The following is a 16,788-nucleotide window of genomic DNA, read 5'->3' as shown; positions in this document are numbered from 1 at the left end:
TGCAGTGGCCACTCGGCCCCCCGTGAGCCTGCCGAAGCTGTCCCGGCGCAGCCGGATACTGCTCATCATCGCCGCCGTAGTCATTTTGGCCCTCCTGCTGGGCGCGAGACTGCTGGACACCTACGTCGACTGGTTGTGGTTCGGCGAGGTCGGCGCCCGGACGGTGTTCAGCACGGTGTTGATCACCCGTGTCGTCTTGTTCTTCGCCGTAGGGCTCTTGGTGGGAGGTTCGCTCGCGGTCAGTTTGATGATCGCGTACCGGGCCAGGCCCGTCTTCGTGCCGATTTCCGGCAACGACGACCCGCTCGCGCGCTATCGGTCGGCGATCGTCGGCCGGATCCGGCTGTTCGGCATCGGTATCCCGGTGCTCACCGGGCTCATCGCCGGCGCGTCCGCGCAGAGCGACTGGCAGGTCGTGCAGTTGTTCCTGAACGGCACACCGTTCGGTCAGACCGATCCCGAATTCGGCAACGACGTCGGCTTCTACGCCTTCGACCTGCCGTTCTACAACTGGATCCTGGGCTGGCTGTTCATCTCGGTCGTCATCGCGTTCTTCGGTGCGCTGATCTCGCACTACATCTTCGGCGGCATCCGGCTCGCGGGTAAGGGCGGCCAGCTCGCCGGCCCGACCCGCGCCCAGCTCGCCATCACCATCGGCATCTTCGTGCTGCTGAAGGCTGTCGAATACTTCTTCGACCGCTACAACCTGCTGCTCTCGGACCGGGGAGCGCCGCTGTTCGTCGGTGCGACCTACACCGACCTGAACGCGGTCCTGCCCGCGAAGCTGATCCTTCTGTGCATCTCGGTGATCTGCGCCGTCGCGTTCTTCGCCGGTGCGTTCCTGCGCAACCTGCAGCTGCCCGCGATCGCGTTGGTGCTGCTGATCCTGTCGAACGTCCTCGTCGGCGTCGCGTGGCCCGCGGTGCTCGACCAGTTCTCCGTGAAGCCCAACGCGAACGAGAAGGAATCCGCGTCGATCCAGCGCAACATGGACGCGACCCGTCAGGCGTTCGGCCTGACCAACGTCGAGTACAAGGACTACACCGGCAAGTCCGAGGCGACCTCCGCGGAGATCAAGGCGGACAAGGGGACGGTCCCGAACATCCGGCTGCTCGACCCGAACGTCCTCAGCGACACCTTCACCCAGCGCGTCGGCCGTGAGAACTTCTACGGCTTCCCGTCCAAGCTGGACATCGACCGCTACACCCTCAACGGTGTCACGCAGGACTACATCGTCGCCGCCAAGGAGATCAAGACCGAAGGTCTCACCGGCAACCAGACGAACTGGATCAACAAGCACCTCGTCTACACGCACGGAAACGGCTTCGTCGCCGCGCCGGCCAACACGATCGACCGCGCGTTGAAGGACGCCAACTCCGACGGCGGCTACCCGATCGCCACCACCAGCGACACCCAGAACCCGGCAGGCGCCGGCTCGACCGACCCGAACAAGCCGGGCATCAAGGTGGACGAGCCTCGCATCTACTACGGCGAGCTCGCGACCGACGCCGCGTATGCGATCGTCGGCGGCAAGGCAGGGCAGGCGCCCGGCGAATACGACACCGCCGTCGACCGCGCCTACATCTACAAGGGTTCCGGCGGCGTGCCGATCGACAACTGGTTCAACCGGCTTGTCTTCGCCGCCGAGTACGGAGAGCGGAACATTCTCTTCTCCGACGCCATCGGCGACGGATCCAAGATCATGTTCAACCGCGAACCGCGGGACCGGGTCGCCAAGATCGCCCCGTGGCTGACCCTCGACGGCGACCCGTACCCGGCGGTCGTCGATGGCAAGATCAAGTGGATCGTCGACGGCTACACGACGATGAACAACTTCCCGTACGCCCAGCAGACCCAGCTCGGCCAGGCGACCAACGACTCGCTCACGGGCACCACGCGCCAGGCGAACTCCTCGATCAACTACATCCGCAACTCGGTCAAGGCCACCGTCGACGCGTTCGACGGCACCGTCACCCTGTACGGCGTCGAGGACAACGAACCGGTGCTCAACGCCTGGAAGAAGGTCTTCCCGGGCCTGGTCAAGCCGAGCAGCGAGATCTCTCCGGATCTGCGGTCGCACTTCCGCTACCCCGAAGACCTCTTCAAGGTGCAGCGGGAACTCCTCTCGAAGTACCACGTGAACAACCCCGCGGAGTTCTACGCTCAGCAGGCCTTCTGGAGCGTTCCTCAGGACCCGACGCAGGAAGGTGGCGTGAACGCGTCGGCCTCCGGGATCGCCAACCAGCCCGGCTACTACGTCCTGGCGACCGCGCCGGGCGACACCAAGTCGCGGTTCCAGCTCACCAGTTCGCTGACCGGTCTCCAACGGCAGTACCTGGCGGCGTGGATGTCGGTGTCTTCGGATCCCGAAGACTACGGGCGAATGCGGGTCCTGAGACTGCCGACAGGGGCGAGTGGATCCACCCAGGTCGACGGGCCCGTGCAGGTCCAGAACAGATTCCAAAGTGACCCGCGGGTCGCACAGGACCGGACGCTGTTCAACAACCCGAACGTCACCGTCACCTACGGAAACCTGATCACGCTGCCCGTCGCCAACGGTTTCCTCTACGTGGAACCGGTCTACATCCGGCAACGGAACCAGCTGAGCTATCCGCAGCTTGCCCGCGTCCTCGTCTCCTACGGCACCAAGATCGGTTTCGCGCCGACACTGAACGAAGCGCTCGACCAGGTCTTCGGCGCGGGCACCGGCTCCGGGGTCAAACCGCCGCAGAGCGGTGAAACGCCGGGCCCGACGGCTCCGCCGCCGGGCACGACGACACCGCAGCCGCCTGCCAGCGGCAACCCGGCGCTCGACAAGGCCGCGGGCGACATGCACGACGCCTGGGTCAAGTTCCGCGCCGCCCAGCAATCCGGCAACTACGCCGACCAGGGTGCCGCCCTGGCCGCCCTCGAAGCAGCTTCCAAGGCTTACGAGTCGGCCAAGGCCAGCCCGCCGGCGGCCAGTGCGCCGCCGACCTCCGGCCAGCCCGGAGGGTGACGTCGGTTACCTAAAGGGCACCTGCTTTGCGCCTGCTGGAAACACAGGCGTAAGGTAGGTGCTACGACGCGGGGTGGAGCAGCTCGGTAGCTCGCTGGGCTCATAACCCAGAGGTCGCAGGTTCAAATCCTGTCCCCGCTACAGAGGATGGAGGCCCGTGTTCGCGGAAAACGCGAACACGGGCCTCTTTCGTATTTCACCCGGGGGTCGAACCCCCGGACCCCGCCAGGAGGGCTCCGCCCCCTGGACCCCCGGGCGTTCGGTTGCGCAGGTGCCCGAGGTAGCGGGGGACCCTTGGTGTCGCCGGGGGAGCAAGGGACCTTTGGTATCGCCGGGGGAGCGGGGGACCTTTGCTATCGCGTGGGGGCAGCGACCCAGCAGGCGTAGCCGTCGGGGCGGTACAGGACGGCCTCAGTGGAGGGCCACGGCAGGCCGGTGACGAGCTGCACGGTCAGGCGCGGCGAGTGGGCCCGGGCGGCGTCGACGTGGGCCTGAGTGGTCGTCAGGAGCACGAAGTCGCCGGTGTGGAAGAGCGTGCTCGGGCGAAGCGGACCGGCCTCTGTGGCGACGTCCTGGTCGTTGAGCCGCGTGCCGAGTGCCGGGTGCGACGTCCCGTAGGTCGGGTAGCGGATCCCGAGACCCGAGACCATGCCCGCCAGGTACCGGTTCACCTCGGGCAGCTTGGTCAGTTCAGCGAAAAAGTCCCGAAGCGCGCGAGACTCGTGAGACCGCGGAGTCAGCCCCAGTTGGGCGGCGACGTTGTGCAGTACCTGGGCGCCGACAGGGTGCCGTTCGGCCTCGTACGTGTCCAGCAGGTCGTCACCGGCCCAGCCGCGCACTGTCGCAGCGAGCTTCCAGCCCAGGTTCATGGCGTCCTGTACGCCGAGGTTCAATCCCTGGCCGCCGGCCGGGAAGTGGATGTGCGCGGCATCGCCCGCCAGCAGCACCCGCCCGACGCGGTAGTGCTCCGCCTGCCGCGCGGCGTCGGAGAACTGTGACGCCCAGCGGATTTCCGACACGGTCGCGGAGTCGCCGTACGAGTCGAGCAGTGCCTGCCTGACTTCGTCGTGGGAGATGGCCGACCGGATGTCCGCCGGCCGCGAGGCCCGGTCGCCGTACACGAAGCGGTAGAGACCGGGTTCTCCCAACGGAATCAGGCCTTTGAACGTGGTCGCGCCGGTCGGCTGCCCGATGTTCCGCATCGTTCGCCACTGTTTTTGCGCACCGTCAGGGATTTTGTCGAACAGGACGTCCGCGACCACGCCGAAGCCTTCACCGTCCACACCGGGGAAGTCGACACCGAGTCCTTTGCGTACAACGCTGCGAGAGCCGTCGCAGCCGACGAGGAACTTCGCGTGCAGCCGGTTTTCGCCACTGTCTGTTCGGTACCGGACAGAAACAGAGTCCTTGTCCTGTACGAAATCGATTACTTCGGCACCCCGGATCACCTTCGTTCCTTGTGTGGCCAGCCGTTCCTCCAGGTACTCCTCGACCTGGGCCTGCGGAATGCCCAGCTGGAAAGGGAATCGAGTGTCCCATCCGTCGTAGTCGACGGGGATCATCGCGAAATGTCCGTCCTGCACCGTCGCGTACGAACGCTCCTCGACGCCGTCCAGAAGTCCGCGCAGCGCCAGCATTTCCGCGGTGCGAGGCTGCACGTTCAGCGCTTTCGACAGTCCTGTGCGTTCGTGAAGCCGTTCCAGTACCACGACATCGACACCGGCGAGCGCGAGTTCGTGGGCCAGCATCAGCCCGGTGGGGCCCGCCCCGGCCACGATCACGTCCGTCCCCAGGTTGTTCATACCACTCCTTAACGTCGTTAAATTGACCTGCGCCCAGCGTGCACTTAACATCGTTAAATTGTCAAGACGTTCTCACGGGAAGAAGGTTGAATGTGGGTCTGACCAGGCAGGACATCGTCCGCACCGGGCTCCGGCTGCTCAACGACGTCGGGCTCAACGGGCTGACGCTCCGCCTGATCGCGCAGGAACTCGGCGTCAAGGCGCCCGCGCTGTACTGGCACGTGAAGAACAAGCAGGAGCTGCTCGACGAGATGGCGACGCTGATGTACGCCGACGCGATGCCGGGCCGGGTGCCGGAAGGCTTGGGGGAGCGGGGCTCGCTCGAGCTGGCATCTCGGGGTTTACGCCGGATGATGCTTGCTTACCGTGACGGGGCAAAGGTCTTCTCCGGGACTTTCCTTACCGATGACAGCCTTCTCGGTGACAATCCGTTTCAAGGACGCGTCGACGCGGGGCTCGCTCCGCACCTGGCCGGCCGGGCGTTGTTCACCGTCTACAGCTATGTCGTCGGTTTCACCATCGAAGAGCAGGCCGTCTATCCGATTCCGGGCGAACGCGACCCTCGTTACGACACCACGCCCACGGCATGGGTCTTCGACGAGGACGTCGAGGGCAGGTTCAGCGACGGGCTGACCATGGTCCTCGACGGCGTCTTCGGCTGGCTGGATGACAAAGTCGTGTCATAAAGGCAGGTCAAGTACCCTTTGCCGAGTTAAGGGGTACCCCCCCTGAAACCGGGTTTCGCCCCCATGTAATCTATTAACACAACGACGCGGGGTGGAGCAGCTCGGTAGCTCGCTGGGCTCATAACCCAGAGGTCGCAGGTTCAAATCCTGTCCCCGCTACAGAGAAAACGAAGCGCGGATCTGCGGAAATCGCAGATCCGCGCTTCTTCTTTTCCGGTTCCGTGCCCTGTGCCCCCTTCAGGGCGATCACCCGCTGTTGTCGGCCGGGACGGGGACGTGTGCCGCTGTCCGTGGCCGTCGCCGGTCGCGCAGCGTGTCCGGTCCTTTGTGGACAGGCGTAGTCCGTTGGGCCGAATGAGCGCATATCACTAGCCACAATGGACAGATGTGCTGACCACAGTGGACACAGGTTCCGAAAAGTGGGACCGTAGAGTACGTGTCCGAATTGAATGCAACAGCCGCCGCACTGCTCGGTCTTCTCCACGACGGTCCCGCCACGGGCGGGCAACTGGTCGCGGGGGCGGGTGAGCGTTTCGGCGCCTTCTTCAGCGTGACCCGCAGCCAGGTGTACCGGGAGCTCCCCGCCTTGTCGAAGGAGGGCCTCGTCCGCCTCGGCAAGCAGGGCCCGCGGTCGAGCCAGCAGTACCTCATCACCGCGGCGGGCAAGAAGGCGTTCAAGACGTGGCTGACTTCCGAAGCCGGCCCTGACCACCTCCGCAGCCCGCTGATCCTGCGTCTCGTGCACGCCGGTTCGCTGACGGTGAAGCAGCGCTCGGCGCTGCTCGAGTCGGCGCGCACCAGCTACACCCAGCAGCTCGACGAAGCCAAGGTCGCCACCAAGGCCGCCGACGGCCCCTACGCCAAGGCTGTCGCCGAGTTCGCTCAGGCGCAGGCGAAAGCGGCACTGAAACTGCTGGATTCCATCCCCCAGTCCTGACCCGGACAGGTGCCCACGGCCGGTTCCCCGCAACCGGTCGTGGGTTTTGCCGTAACCTTGGCCGACGTGAGTGATGAGTTCGATGCGGCACTGAAGGACCTGGCCGGCAAGCTGAAGCAGATCGAGTCGGTGATGGACCTGGATGCGCTGCGTGCCCAGGTGGCCGAGCTGGAGGAACAGGCATCCAGCCCGAACCTCTGGGACGACCCGGAAGCGGCGCAGAAGGTCACCAGCCAGTTGTCCCACCGGCAGAGTGAGCTGCGACGCATTTCCGAGCTGCGGCAGCGGCTCGACGACCTGGGCGTCCTCTACGAGCTGGCCGAGGCCGAGGGCGACTCCGCCAGTGTGGCCGAGTCCGAGTCCGAGCTCACGGCGCTCACCAAGGACATCGACGGGCTCGAGGTCCGCACCCTGCTGTCGGGTGAATACGACCCGCGGAACGCAGTGGTCACCATCCGGTCCGAAGCGGGCGGTGTCGACGCGGCCGACTGGGCCGAGATGCTGCTCCGGATGTACCTGCGGTGGGCGGAGCGCCACGGCTACCCGACGGACGTCTACGACATCTCCTACGCCGAAGAGGCGGGCATCAAGTCCGCCACGTTCAAGGTGACGGCGCCCTACGTCTACGGCACGCTCTCGGTCGAGCAGGGCACGCACCGGCTGGTGCGCATCTCGCCGTTCGACAACCAGAGCCGCCGCCAGACCTCCTTCGCGCACGTCGAGGTGATGCCCGAGGTCGAGGAGGTCGACCACGTCGACATCCCCGAGAAGGACATTCGTGTCGACGTGTACCGCTCGTCCGGCCCCGGCGGCCAGAGCGTCAACACGACGGACTCGGCGGTGCGGATCACACACCTCCCGACCGGCGTGGTCGTGTCGTGCCAGAACGAGAAGTCGCAGCTGCAGAACAAGGCGGCGGCGATGAAGGTCCTCCAGGCGCGGCTGCTGCTGCGGAAGAAGGAGGAGGAGCGCGCCGAGATGGACGCGCTCAAGGACGGCGGCTCCAGCTGGGGCAACCAGATGCGCTCCTACGTGCTGCACCCGTACCAGATGGTCAAGGACCTGCGGACCGAGTTCGAGGTCGGCAACCCGTCGTCCGTGCTCGACGGCGATATCGACGGTTTCCTCGAGGCGGGCATCCGCTGGCGCAAGCAGTCCGGAGCCGCGTAGCAACCCTGCGTGAGAGAGCAAGGGACCTTTGCTATCACTTTCCGGGAGAGAGTGATAGCAAAGGTCCCTTGCTCGCTTGGCCGCCGGGACCGGGCTACCCGGGCTTAACGGCGGGCATGGGTAGTATGCCGAACCGTGATCCGGCTCGAAGAGGTTTCCAAGGTCTACAAGACCTCGACCCGTCCCGCCCTCGAAAGGGTGTCGGTCGAGATCGACAAAGGTGAGTTCGTCTTCCTGATCGGTCCCTCGGGGTCCGGGAAGTCGACGTTCCTGCGTCTCCTGCTGCGCGAAGAGGTGCCGAGCAAGGGTCGCGTGATGGTCTCCAACTTCGACGTCGCCAAGCTCGCCCGCCGCCGGGTGCCGCGTCTGCGGCAGACCATCGGCTGCGTCTTCCAGGACTTCCGTCTGCTGTCGAACAAGACCGTCGCCGAGAACGTCGCGTTCGCGCTCGAAGTCATCGGCAAGCCGCGCCCCACGATCCGCAAGGTCGTGCCCGAGGTGCTCGAACTCGTCGGCCTCGACGGCAAGGCCGACCGTCTCCCCAACGAACTTTCCGGTGGTGAGCAGCAGCGCGTCGCGATCGCCCGCGCGTTCGTGAACCGCCCGCTCGTGCTGCTCGCCGACGAGCCGACCGGGAACCTGGACCCCGACACCAGCCAGGACATCATGTTGCTGCTGGAGCGGATCAACCGCACCGGCACGACGGTGCTGATGGCCACCCACGACCATTCGATCGTGGACTCGATGCGGCGCAGGGTCGTCGAGCTCCAGCTCGGCAAGGTCATCCGTGACGACGCCCGAGGCGTCTACGGCATCGGCCGCTGACCGGCCCCGCCCTCCTCCGTTACCCACGACTTCCAAGGGACATCAACCCCGATGCGCGCCAGTTTCGTCTTCAGCGAGGTAGTCACCGGCTTGCGCCGGAACGTCACGATGACCATCGCGATGATCCTCACCACCGCGGTCTCCCTCGCCATGCTCGGCTTCGGCCTGCTGGCCGTCGGCACGATCGACAAGATGAAGGCCAACTTCCTCGCCGACGTCGAGGTTTCGGTCTATCTGGTCAACGACATCAGCTCCGGTGACCCGAACTGCTCGCAGTCCGCCTGCCAGGCGCTGCGCCAGGACCTGCAGGGCAACGACGGCGTCGAGTCGGTCGTGTTCGAGAACCGCGAGCAGTCCTACGAGCGGTTCAAGAAGATGTTCGAGAGCCAGCCCGAACTGCTCGCACTGACCGGACCGGAGGCGCTGCCCGCGTCGCTGCACGTCAAGCTGAAGAACCCCGAGCGCAGCCAGGCGATCATCCAGGAGTACACCGGCAAACCCGGCGTCAGCAAGGTCGACGACCAGCAGAAGGCACTGGACCGCGTGTTCAACGCGCTCAACGGTGTGCGGAACCTGGCCTTCGGCGCCGCGCTGATCATGGCCATCGCCGCGCTGCTGCTGATCGCCAACACGATCCAGGTGTCGGCGTTCACCCGGCGCACCGAGGTCGGCATCATGCGGCTGGTCGGCGCGACCCGCTGGTACACGCAGCTGCCGTTCCTCCTGGAGGCGGTGGTCGCCGGCCTGGTCGGTGCGATCATCGGCATCGTGTTCCTCGTGCTCACCAAGGTGCTGTTGCTCGACTTGGTGCTCACCGGGGACGTGTTCCCCGCGGTCGGCATGCTCGAATTGCTGTTCCCGGTGGCGCCGATCCTGCTCGCCGTCTCGGTCATCATTTCCGCGATCACCGGCTACGTGACGCTGCGCCTGTACGTGCGCCACTAGCCGCCCCGATAACCACCTGCCCGAACACAGAAACTCACGTAGAGTCGCCGCTATGCCCAAGGAACGTGGACACAAGGTGATCGTGTCGAACCGCAAGGCTCGCCACGATTACTCCATCCTCGATACCTACGAAGCCGGTCTCGTGCTCGTCGGTACCGAGGTGAAGAGCCTGCGTGAAGGACGGGCATCGCTGGCCGACGCGTTCGCCACGGTGGACGACGGCGAGGTCTGGCTGCGCAACGTGCACATCCCGGAGTACGTGCAGGGCACGTGGACGAACCACACGCCGCGCCGCACCCGGAAGCTGCTATTGCACCGCCAGGAGATCGAGCGGCTCATCGGCAAGACCAAGGAGAGCGGGCTTTCCCTGGTCCCGCTGTCGATGTACTTCAAGGACGGCAAGGTCAAGGTCGAGATCGCGCTGGCCAAGGGCAAGAAGTCCTACGACAAGCGGCAGGACATCTCCAAGCGCGACGCGGAGCGCACCATCAGCCGGGCCTTGGGCCGGGCGCTGAAGGGCCGGTACAACGATTGATCCACGGGCCCGCTTCGGACGCCGAGATCCCTGACTGGATCTCGGCCCTGGGCATCGACGGGCTCGTGGACCTGCACCTGCACTTCCTGCCGAAACCGGTCATGGACAAGGTGTGGGCCTACTTCGACCAGGCCGAAGAGCACTACGGCATGGCCTGGCCGGTGCACTACCGCACGTCGGAAGAAGAACGCATCGAAACCCTGCGGTCCTTCGGCGTGCGCAAGTTCGCGCCGCTGGTCTATCCGCACAAGCCCGGGATGGCCGAATGGCTGACGTCGTGGGCGCTGGAGTTCGCCGAACGCGTCCCGGACGCCGTGCCGACGGGCACGTTCTACCCGGAACCCTCGGCATTGTCCGTTGTGGACGGTGCGTTGCGGGCGGGTGCGCGCTGTTTCAAGGCGCACGTCCAGGTCGGCGCCTACGACCCGCGTGACGAGCTGCTGGACGGCGTCTGGGGCGCGCTGGCGGACGCAGGTGTCCCCGTGGTCGTCCACTGTGGACACGGTCCGTTGAAGGGTGCCTACACCGGGCTACGGTTGTTCGAAGAGATCCTGGTGCGGCATCCGGATCTGACGCTGGTCCTGGCACACGCGGGTATGCCGGAGATCGACTTCGCGTTCGAGCTGGCCAGGAAGTATCCGCGCGTGTACCTCGACACCACGATGGTCGGCGTGGACTTCACCTCGCGCGGCAACCCGCTTCCGCCGGACTGGGCCGACCTGCTGGCGGAGTTCCCGGATCGCGTCGTGCTCGGCACCGACTTCCCCAACATCCCGTACTCGTACGCCACACAGCTGCAGGCGATCGCCGGCTGGGCAGCCGACGATCGCCTGGGTGAGCCGTTCCTGCGGGCGGTGCTGCACGACACCCCCGCCAAACTGCTCAGCGTTTGAGCTGCGCCACCTCGGTGACCGAGACGGCGCGGCCGAGCAGCCGCGTCCCCAGTTCCGTGACCGGGATCTGCTTGCCCGCCAAAAGGAATCCGCCCGTCGCCAGCGCCACCCACGGCACCGGGCCCTGCGCGAGACCGTCGCTCAGCGGGGCGAAACCGTGCGCGGCGAGACCGAGCAGGCCTCCGGCGATCGCCAGGCCGGCCACGACCAGCTGAGGCGTGTGCGCCGTCGAGGCCGGGCCGGAGCTCTGTGTTTCGAACCGGGCGAACAGCCGCAGCAGGCCGAAGAGCACCAGCCCGCAGGCGCCGAGCCAGGCCGGGACCATCGTCAGCCACAGCACGGAACCCGGTTCTGGGGTCTCGTAACCCAGGCCGTAGACCGCGACACCGGAGACGACGATCAGGGCCGGCATGTGCCACAGGTAGACGCTCATGAACCGCGGGCCGATCCACTTCAGGGCGGTGTCGAGATTCGGCCGGGCGGCGAGTGCGTTCAGCTGCGGTTTGAAGGCCAGCAGGAGCCCGATCTGGCCGATCGCGAGGAAGGCCAGCAGCACGGTCGGCGGGCTCATATTCGACACCGGGGCGCCCGGCATGCCGATCATGCTGGCGGGATACGGACCGAACGCGACCATCAGCGCGGTGATACCGAAACCGGCGGCGGACATGCCCAACGCGGCGTTGCGGCTCATCGAGCCGAGACGGCCCTGCGTGTAGTGGAAACCGAGCTGGTGCACGGCCATCCAGACGAAGATCGCGTTCGCGAAACCGATCAGGCCGAGGTCGTTGAAGCGGGCGACGTCGACGAGGACGGCGGCGGCGAGCATCACGAGCGGGACCTTGAGGCCCCAGCGCCGGTGCGCGGCGGCCATCAGCGGGGTGAGCAGCACGGTGAGCACGTACACGGCCAGGAACCACAGCAGCTGCGCGGCGATCGCGCCGCCCACCTGCAACGGCTGCTCCGGAATGCCCATCCCGCGCAGGATGTCCGGGACGAACAGCCAGACGGCCACCAGCGGCAGCACCGGGATCATCAGCCGCTTGAGCCGGGCCGCGAGCCAGGAGCGGGAACTTTCCGCGCGGCTCAGCGAGATCAGGTTCGCCGCGCCACCCGCGAAGAAGACCAGCGGCATGACCTGACTGAGCCAGGTGATGACCCACCAGCCGGGCGTCGCGAGGGCGTTCCCGGTCGAGAGATGGCCGTCGGCGTACGAGAGCACCGGCATTCCCCAGTGCTGAACGACGACCGCGAGGATCGCGACCGCTCGGACGATGTCCAGGAACCTGTCCCGGCCCTGCTTCTGGCTCGTGTGCATGGAAAAGAGCCTGGTGCTTCAGGGCCGCGAAAACAGCGGTGCGGGCCGCCGTATCGATCTTCCTGTTTTCGCCCTCGGAAGGTGGAGTTTTCCCTACCCCACGCCATCCGGCTCGGGTTCGGGCCGCGGCGCGGGCTCCGGGACCGGGGCGGAGCACAGCCGGAATTCCCAGCAGTCGTCCTTGGCGCGGCCGAGTTCGTACCGGGTCTCGATCTTCGGCCCGTCGTGCAGATGGACATGCTTGAGGACGGTGCCCGCGACCGGTTCGGTGTCACCGAGTTCCTGGACGCGGCCGTCGAGGGGCCCGCCGAAGAAGCGGACGCTGTGGGAGGGCCTGCCGGTCATGGGTCCTCCTCGGTTCGGCTCGTCGCTCACCAACAGTCTGCCCATGTTAGGTGAGTGACGGGTTCGCCACCAAGAGCTACTCGGGCTGCTTCGTGGAGCGGCCCGGGGAGTGATAGCAAAGGTCCCTTGCTCTCTTTCCCCAGGTCAGCGACCCAAGTAAGTGAGCACCGCGCGGACCCGGCGATGTTCCACCGAACTCGCTTCGAGGCCGAGCTTCGCGAAGATGTTGCCGATGTGCTTCTCGACCGCGCCGTGCGAGACGACGAGCGAGTTCGCGATCGCGGTGTTCGACAGGCCCTGCGCCATCAGCCCCAGCACCTCGGACTCGCGGGCCGTGAGGGCGTCGAGGGGGTTCTTGCGGCCTCGTGCCATCAGCTGGGCGATGACGTCCGGGTCGATGGCCGTACCGCCGCCGGCGACCCGCTTGACCGCGTCGAGGAAGTCCCCGACGTCCGCGACGCGTTCCTTGAGCAGGTAACCGACTCCGCCCGCGCCTCCGGACAGCAGCTCGACGGCGTAGCTCTCCTCGACGTACTGGGAAAGCACGAGAACCGGCAGCCCCGGGATGACCTCGCGAGCGCCCAGGGCCGCCCGCAGACCCTCGTCCGTGAAGGTGGGCGGCATCCGTACATCGACGATCGCGAGATCCGGCCGGTGCTCCTTGACCGCGCGCAGCAGGTCGTCGCCGTTGTCCACGGCCGCGACGGTCTCGATGTTCTCGTCGGCGAGGAGGCGGATCACCCCCGCGCGCAACAGAACCGCGTCTTCGGCGATGACAACCCGCATGCTGCCCCCAGCGTCGTGAGTGAATGGCAGAGCCTATTCACTCACGAGCTGGTCACCATTGGCACGGCAGGTCCGCACGAATCACCGTCGGACCGCCGGGCGGGCTGACGACGGTGATCACACCGTCGATCGTGGCCGCCCGGTCGGCGAGCCCGGCGAGGCCGCCACCTGGCCGGACTTCGGCGCCACCGTGCCCGTTGTCGGTGATCTCGACGATGACCATCGAGTCGGTGCGCCACACCTTCACACCCGCTTCGGTCGCTCCCGAATGCTTCGCGATGTTCGTCAGCGTCTCGCCGACGATGAAGTACGCCGTCGACTCGACCGCCGCCGGCGGCCTCGGCTCGACGTTCACTTCGACATCGACGTGGATCGGCGACTTCGCGGCCTGTGCGGACAAGGCGGCGTCGAGGCCGCGGTCGCCGAGCACGGCCGGGTAGATGCCCCGGGCGAGATCGCGCAGTTCCGATACCGCGAGCTTGGCGTCGAGGTGCGCTTCGTCGATCAACTCGCGCACGGCGTCCGGGTCGTTGTCGAACTTCGACTTCGCACGGCCCAGACTCATCGCGACGGCGACCAGGCGCTGCTGCGCGCCGTCGTGCAGGTCACGTTCGATGCGGCGGCGCTCGGCCTCGGCGGCGTCGACCCCTCGTGCCCGCGACGACTGCAACCGTTCGGCCTTCTGCTCCAGCCGCTGCGTGCGGTTCGGGCCGAGCAGCGAGTACGCCAGGTTGCCGTGCAGCCAGCCGAGCCACGGGGTGACCCAGATCGCCATCGGCAGCAGCACGATCGACGCGATCGCGATCGGGAGCTCCAGGCAGGCCAGCGGGAACGCCGCCATCAGGTAGGCGAGGTCGCGCCACGTCGTCGCGTCGGTCAGCCGGGTCAGCCAGCGCTTGACCAGCGGAAGCCCCTCGACGGGGAGCCGCTCGATCGGTCCCAGCGGAGTCTCGAGCATCGTCCGCGCCCAGCCCCGCTCCCGGTCGGCGGACCAGCGGATGAAGTTGGTCGTGGCCATGAGGATCGGGAAACCGACCCACACCACCGCCGTCGCGATGCCGACCGCCAGGCCCACGACGATCAAAACGAACTGAAGCAGCCGGAACACGAAGCTGACGATCATGTAGACGATCGACCGCAACGGCCGCGGCCGAGGAATCCCCACCTGCTGTACCTGCTGGTCGATCGTCATCCGTGAACCTCGCCCCATGAATCCTCCAGACGGCGGCGCTGGGCGCGGGTCGGCCCGAGCAGCGCCGTCGCCAGCCGGGCATGCGAGCCCGCCAGCGCCTTCGTCAACGCTACCGACAGGGCGATGCACAGCACTCCGAGAGCGGCCCAAGGCAGCGCCGAGACCGTCGAATCGACGGTGAACCAGGCGTTTTCCCAGGTCGGGAAGCGGTACTCGCCGCCAGGCAGGAAGCGGTAGTAGATCGGCAGGCCCGCGAGGCCGAGACTGGTCGACCAGAACACCGTGACCAGCACGAACTCGATGATCCCGAGCGGGAAGAGCAGGAAGAAATAGCCGAGGTCGCGCCACGTCGAGGCGTCCTTCAGCCGCGCCTTCCACCGCACGGTCTGGCCCGCGTCGGGCAACGGCAGGTACGGCAGGTCGATGTAGCGATCGAGCAGCGCGTACACCCTGGCGCGCTCCATCCGGGCCGCCCCGCGGACCGACAGGATCACCAGCGCGAGGATCGGCAACCCGATCCAGACGACCGCCGTGCCGATGCCCACCCAGAAGAACGACATCAGGAGCGCGAACGCCACAATGCCCATCGGCAGGTTCATCAGCAGGTAGACCAGCGAGCCGCCGAACGACGGATCGGACCTGCTCAGCTCCCGCTCGGCCGCTAGCGCACTCATGGTCGTGCTCCTCTCTGGTGCGAGGAGACCAGCATCTTCCCTCAGGCGGGGCAGGCGACATGGTGCCCGCGGGCATCTCCCCGGTGGGGCTAGCCCCACCTGCGGGAATAACCCGGTTGCCGTCCGAGTTATGATGTAGAGGTTGTATCCCACAAGGGGGTGAACGGTTTCGACTTTGGACGTTGAATCAGGAGAAGCGTGCCGGTGCAGGCGAGAGACCACCGTAAGCGTCATCGCAAACCAATAAGCGCCGAGCCTAAGAGCCAGCGCGAGTTCGCCCTTGCTGCCTAAGCAGTAGAGCAACTCTGTCGGTCCGGGGTCGCCTCCGACCCGGTCACCGGCATCAGCTAGGAGGCTTACCGCCACACTCGGCTACGGGGTGTGGTTGGGAAACAAACAGTGGCTGGGCTCGTCACTTCAGCTTGTTCGCGTGACTGAAGGGGCCAAGTAGAGACATAGCGGACTGCGCACGGAGAAGTCCTGGTGATACGCCAGAGGACCCGGGTTCAATTCCCGGCACCTCCACTGGTCGACGGAAGCGGCTCTGCCCCTCGGGGTAGGGCCGCTTCTTCATGTACGGGTGCGAAGGCGCTTAAAGCGACTTACGGTTCTTCGCGCCTTTAAGCACGCTTCGCTGCTCTCTCTGCGCGTGCATTTTGGATTCTTTCCTCACTGAGACATTCGGGCTCGCACGTCTGTTCGATCAGGTGTAGTGTTGGGGCTGTGGCCAGCGAAGATGCATTTCCGAAGACGTCCACCGAGAGAGGCGGCGGCTCATCCACTACAGCGAAGGGAAAGGTCCAAATCGTCCAAAGCGGACTGCCTGAATTCACCCCTGCCGGGACACTGAGACGGCACATCATGCACTTACGGACATAGGTCGATCCCGTTTCGGCGAATAGGGTCGGGACCATGCGGCTTCATGTGCATCGGTGGGGATCCGGCCCGCGCGTCGTTCTCGTGCACGGTGTGCTGCTCGGCGGCAGGGAAGCGTGGCGGGCTCAGCGTCCGTTGACCGAGCGGTGGACGTTGCTCGCGCCGGACCGGCTCGGTCACGGGAAATCGCCGGAAGGAGTGCAGGATTTCGAGGTCGACGCCGAACTGATCGCGGAGCAGGTGCTCGACGAGCCCGCGCATCTGGTCGGGCTGTCCTACGGCGCGATCGTCGCGATGCTCGCCGCCGCGCGGCGGCCGGAGATGGTCCGGACGCTCACCGTGGTCGAGCCGCCCGCGGCCGGGGTCGTTCGTGGTCACGAGGTCGTCGATGCGTGGGACGCCGAACTGAGGCGGCTCCTCGCCGGCTCGCTGGAAGATCCTCGCGAGGTCTTCGAGGTCTTCTTCCCGCTTGCCGGTGTGCCACTGCCGATCCCGGATCCGGTGCCGGAAACACTGCGGCGCGGGGCTCGTGCCCTGATCGGGATGCGGCCGCCGGGAGACGCGGAGCTACCGCTCGATGCGTTGGCCTCGGCCGGTTTCCCGATGCTCGTGATCACCGGTGACCACCGGCCGGAGTACGAGATCATCGCCGACGCGATCGCGAACAGGACCGGTGCGGTCCGCGATCGCGTGACAGGGATGGGGCATTTGGTGCCCGACGTCGGCGAGCCGTTCAATGCCCGGCTCGAGTCCTTTTTGAATCACGGAGAGTAGTGGAAACTAGATCATTTTTGTCTCAATTCACCCGC

General features: G+C 66.3%; 15 protein-coding genes, 2 tRNA genes and 1 other RNA gene. 12 read left to right on the top strand and 6 right to left on the bottom strand.

The features are described from left to right. Nucleotides 1–4 precede the first annotated feature (4 nt). Both DMH03_RS41530 and DMH03_RS41525 read left to right on the top strand, forming a co-directional pair. Nucleotides 5–2,998, top strand: coding sequence for a UPF0182 family protein (locus DMH03_RS41530; protein WP_125797476.1), 2,994 nt, complete (start codon nucleotides 5–7; stop codon nucleotides 2,996–2,998). Nucleotides 2,999–3,065: 67 nt separating this feature from the next. Further along, nucleotides 3,066–3,139 (top strand) — tRNA-Met (locus DMH03_RS41525). A gap of 212 nt (nucleotides 3,140–3,351) precedes the next feature. On the opposite strand, the gene DMH03_RS41520 is transcribed toward DMH03_RS41525, so the two are convergent. Further along, nucleotides 3,352–4,800 carry an FAD-dependent monooxygenase gene (locus DMH03_RS41520; protein ID WP_125797475.1) on the bottom strand — a complete coding sequence of 483 codons (1,449 nt, stop codon included), beginning with the start codon at nucleotides 4,798–4,800 and terminating at the stop codon, nucleotides 3,352–3,354. A gap of 92 nt (nucleotides 4,801–4,892) precedes the next feature. Here DMH03_RS41520 and DMH03_RS41515 point away from each other — a divergent pair, with 92 nt between their 5' ends. The 8 genes from DMH03_RS41515 (at nucleotide 4,893) to DMH03_RS41480 (ending at nucleotide 10,791) form a co-directional block, all read left to right on the top strand. Beyond that, complete coding sequence (locus DMH03_RS41515) at nucleotides 4,893–5,486, top strand: TetR/AcrR family transcriptional regulator C-terminal domain-containing protein (RefSeq protein ID WP_125797474.1); 594 nt, start codon at nucleotides 4,893–4,895, stop codon at nucleotides 5,484–5,486. 85 nt (nucleotides 5,487–5,571) lie between these two features. Continuing rightward, nucleotides 5,572–5,645: transfer RNA gene (locus DMH03_RS41510), tRNA-Met, on the top strand. Nucleotides 5,646–5,922: 277 nt separating this feature from the next. Then, on the top strand, nucleotides 5,923–6,423 hold the full coding sequence (locus tag DMH03_RS41505; protein ID WP_125797473.1) for a PadR family transcriptional regulator: 501 nt from the start codon (nucleotides 5,923–5,925) through the stop codon (nucleotides 6,421–6,423). A 66-nt stretch (nucleotides 6,424–6,489) separates the two neighbouring features. Beyond that, nucleotides 6,490–7,593 carry a peptide chain release factor 2 gene (gene prfB, locus DMH03_RS41500; RefSeq protein ID WP_125797472.1) on the top strand — a complete coding sequence of 368 codons (1,104 nt, stop codon included), beginning with the start codon at nucleotides 6,490–6,492 and terminating at the stop codon, nucleotides 7,591–7,593. A gap of 135 nt (nucleotides 7,594–7,728) precedes the next feature. Further along, a complete protein-coding gene (gene ftsE / locus DMH03_RS41495; RefSeq protein ID WP_005168409.1) occupies nucleotides 7,729–8,418 on the top strand; it encodes a cell division ATP-binding protein FtsE in 690 nt (229 codons plus the stop codon). Nucleotides 8,419–8,469: 51 nt separating this feature from the next. Continuing rightward, nucleotides 8,470–9,363, top strand: a complete 894-nt coding sequence (gene ftsX, locus DMH03_RS41490) for a permease-like cell division protein FtsX (RefSeq protein WP_125797471.1) — start codon at nucleotides 8,470–8,472, stop codon at nucleotides 9,361–9,363. A gap of 52 nt (nucleotides 9,364–9,415) precedes the next feature. Further along, a complete protein-coding gene (gene smpB / locus DMH03_RS41485) occupies nucleotides 9,416–9,898 on the top strand; it encodes an SsrA-binding protein SmpB (RefSeq protein ID WP_061981176.1) in 483 nt (160 codons plus the stop codon). Continuing rightward, a complete protein-coding gene (locus DMH03_RS41480; RefSeq protein WP_125797470.1) occupies nucleotides 9,895–10,791 on the top strand; it encodes an amidohydrolase family protein in 897 nt (298 codons plus the stop codon). The genes smpB and DMH03_RS41480 overlap by 4 nt, the downstream gene beginning before the upstream one ends. On the opposite strand, the gene DMH03_RS41475 is transcribed toward DMH03_RS41480, so the two are convergent. From DMH03_RS41475 to DMH03_RS41455, 5 genes are all read right to left on the bottom strand, one after another. Continuing rightward, nucleotides 10,781–12,106, bottom strand: a complete 1,326-nt coding sequence (locus DMH03_RS41475; protein WP_125797469.1) for an acyltransferase — start codon at nucleotides 12,104–12,106, stop codon at nucleotides 10,781–10,783. The genes DMH03_RS41480 and DMH03_RS41475 overlap by 11 nt on opposite strands. Before the next feature lie 93 nt (nucleotides 12,107–12,199). Then, nucleotides 12,200–12,451 (bottom strand): hypothetical protein, encoded by a 252-nt coding sequence (locus DMH03_RS41470; protein ID WP_125797468.1) that lies wholly within the window; start codon nucleotides 12,449–12,451, stop codon nucleotides 12,200–12,202. A 144-nt stretch (nucleotides 12,452–12,595) separates the two neighbouring features. Further along, complete coding sequence (locus tag DMH03_RS41465) at nucleotides 12,596–13,237, bottom strand: response regulator transcription factor (RefSeq protein WP_125797467.1); 642 nt, start codon at nucleotides 13,235–13,237, stop codon at nucleotides 12,596–12,598. A gap of 52 nt (nucleotides 13,238–13,289) precedes the next feature. After that, nucleotides 13,290–14,429, bottom strand: a complete 1,140-nt coding sequence (locus tag DMH03_RS41460) for a sensor histidine kinase (protein WP_125797466.1) — start codon at nucleotides 14,427–14,429, stop codon at nucleotides 13,290–13,292. Beyond that, nucleotides 14,426–15,103 (bottom strand): sensor domain-containing protein, encoded by a 678-nt coding sequence (locus DMH03_RS41455; RefSeq protein ID WP_125797465.1) that lies wholly within the window; start codon nucleotides 15,101–15,103, stop codon nucleotides 14,426–14,428. The genes DMH03_RS41460 and DMH03_RS41455 overlap by 4 nt, the downstream gene beginning before the upstream one ends. Nucleotides 15,104–15,258: 155 nt before the next feature. On the opposite strand from DMH03_RS41455, the gene ssrA reads away from it, so the two are divergent. After that, nucleotides 15,259–15,631, top strand: a transfer-messenger RNA (tmRNA) gene (gene ssrA / locus DMH03_RS41450). Between the two features lie 384 nt (nucleotides 15,632–16,015). Continuing rightward, a complete protein-coding gene (locus DMH03_RS41445; protein ID WP_125797464.1) occupies nucleotides 16,016–16,753 on the top strand; it encodes an alpha/beta fold hydrolase in 738 nt (245 codons plus the stop codon). Nucleotides 16,754–16,788: the final 35 nt, after the last annotated feature.

The organism is Amycolatopsis sp. WAC 01376 (genome assembly GCF_003947415.1).
In the GTDB taxonomy this organism is placed as follows: domain Bacteria; phylum Actinomycetota; class Actinomycetes; order Mycobacteriales; family Pseudonocardiaceae; genus Amycolatopsis.
This window is presented reverse-complemented; position numbering and strand designations above follow the sequence as displayed.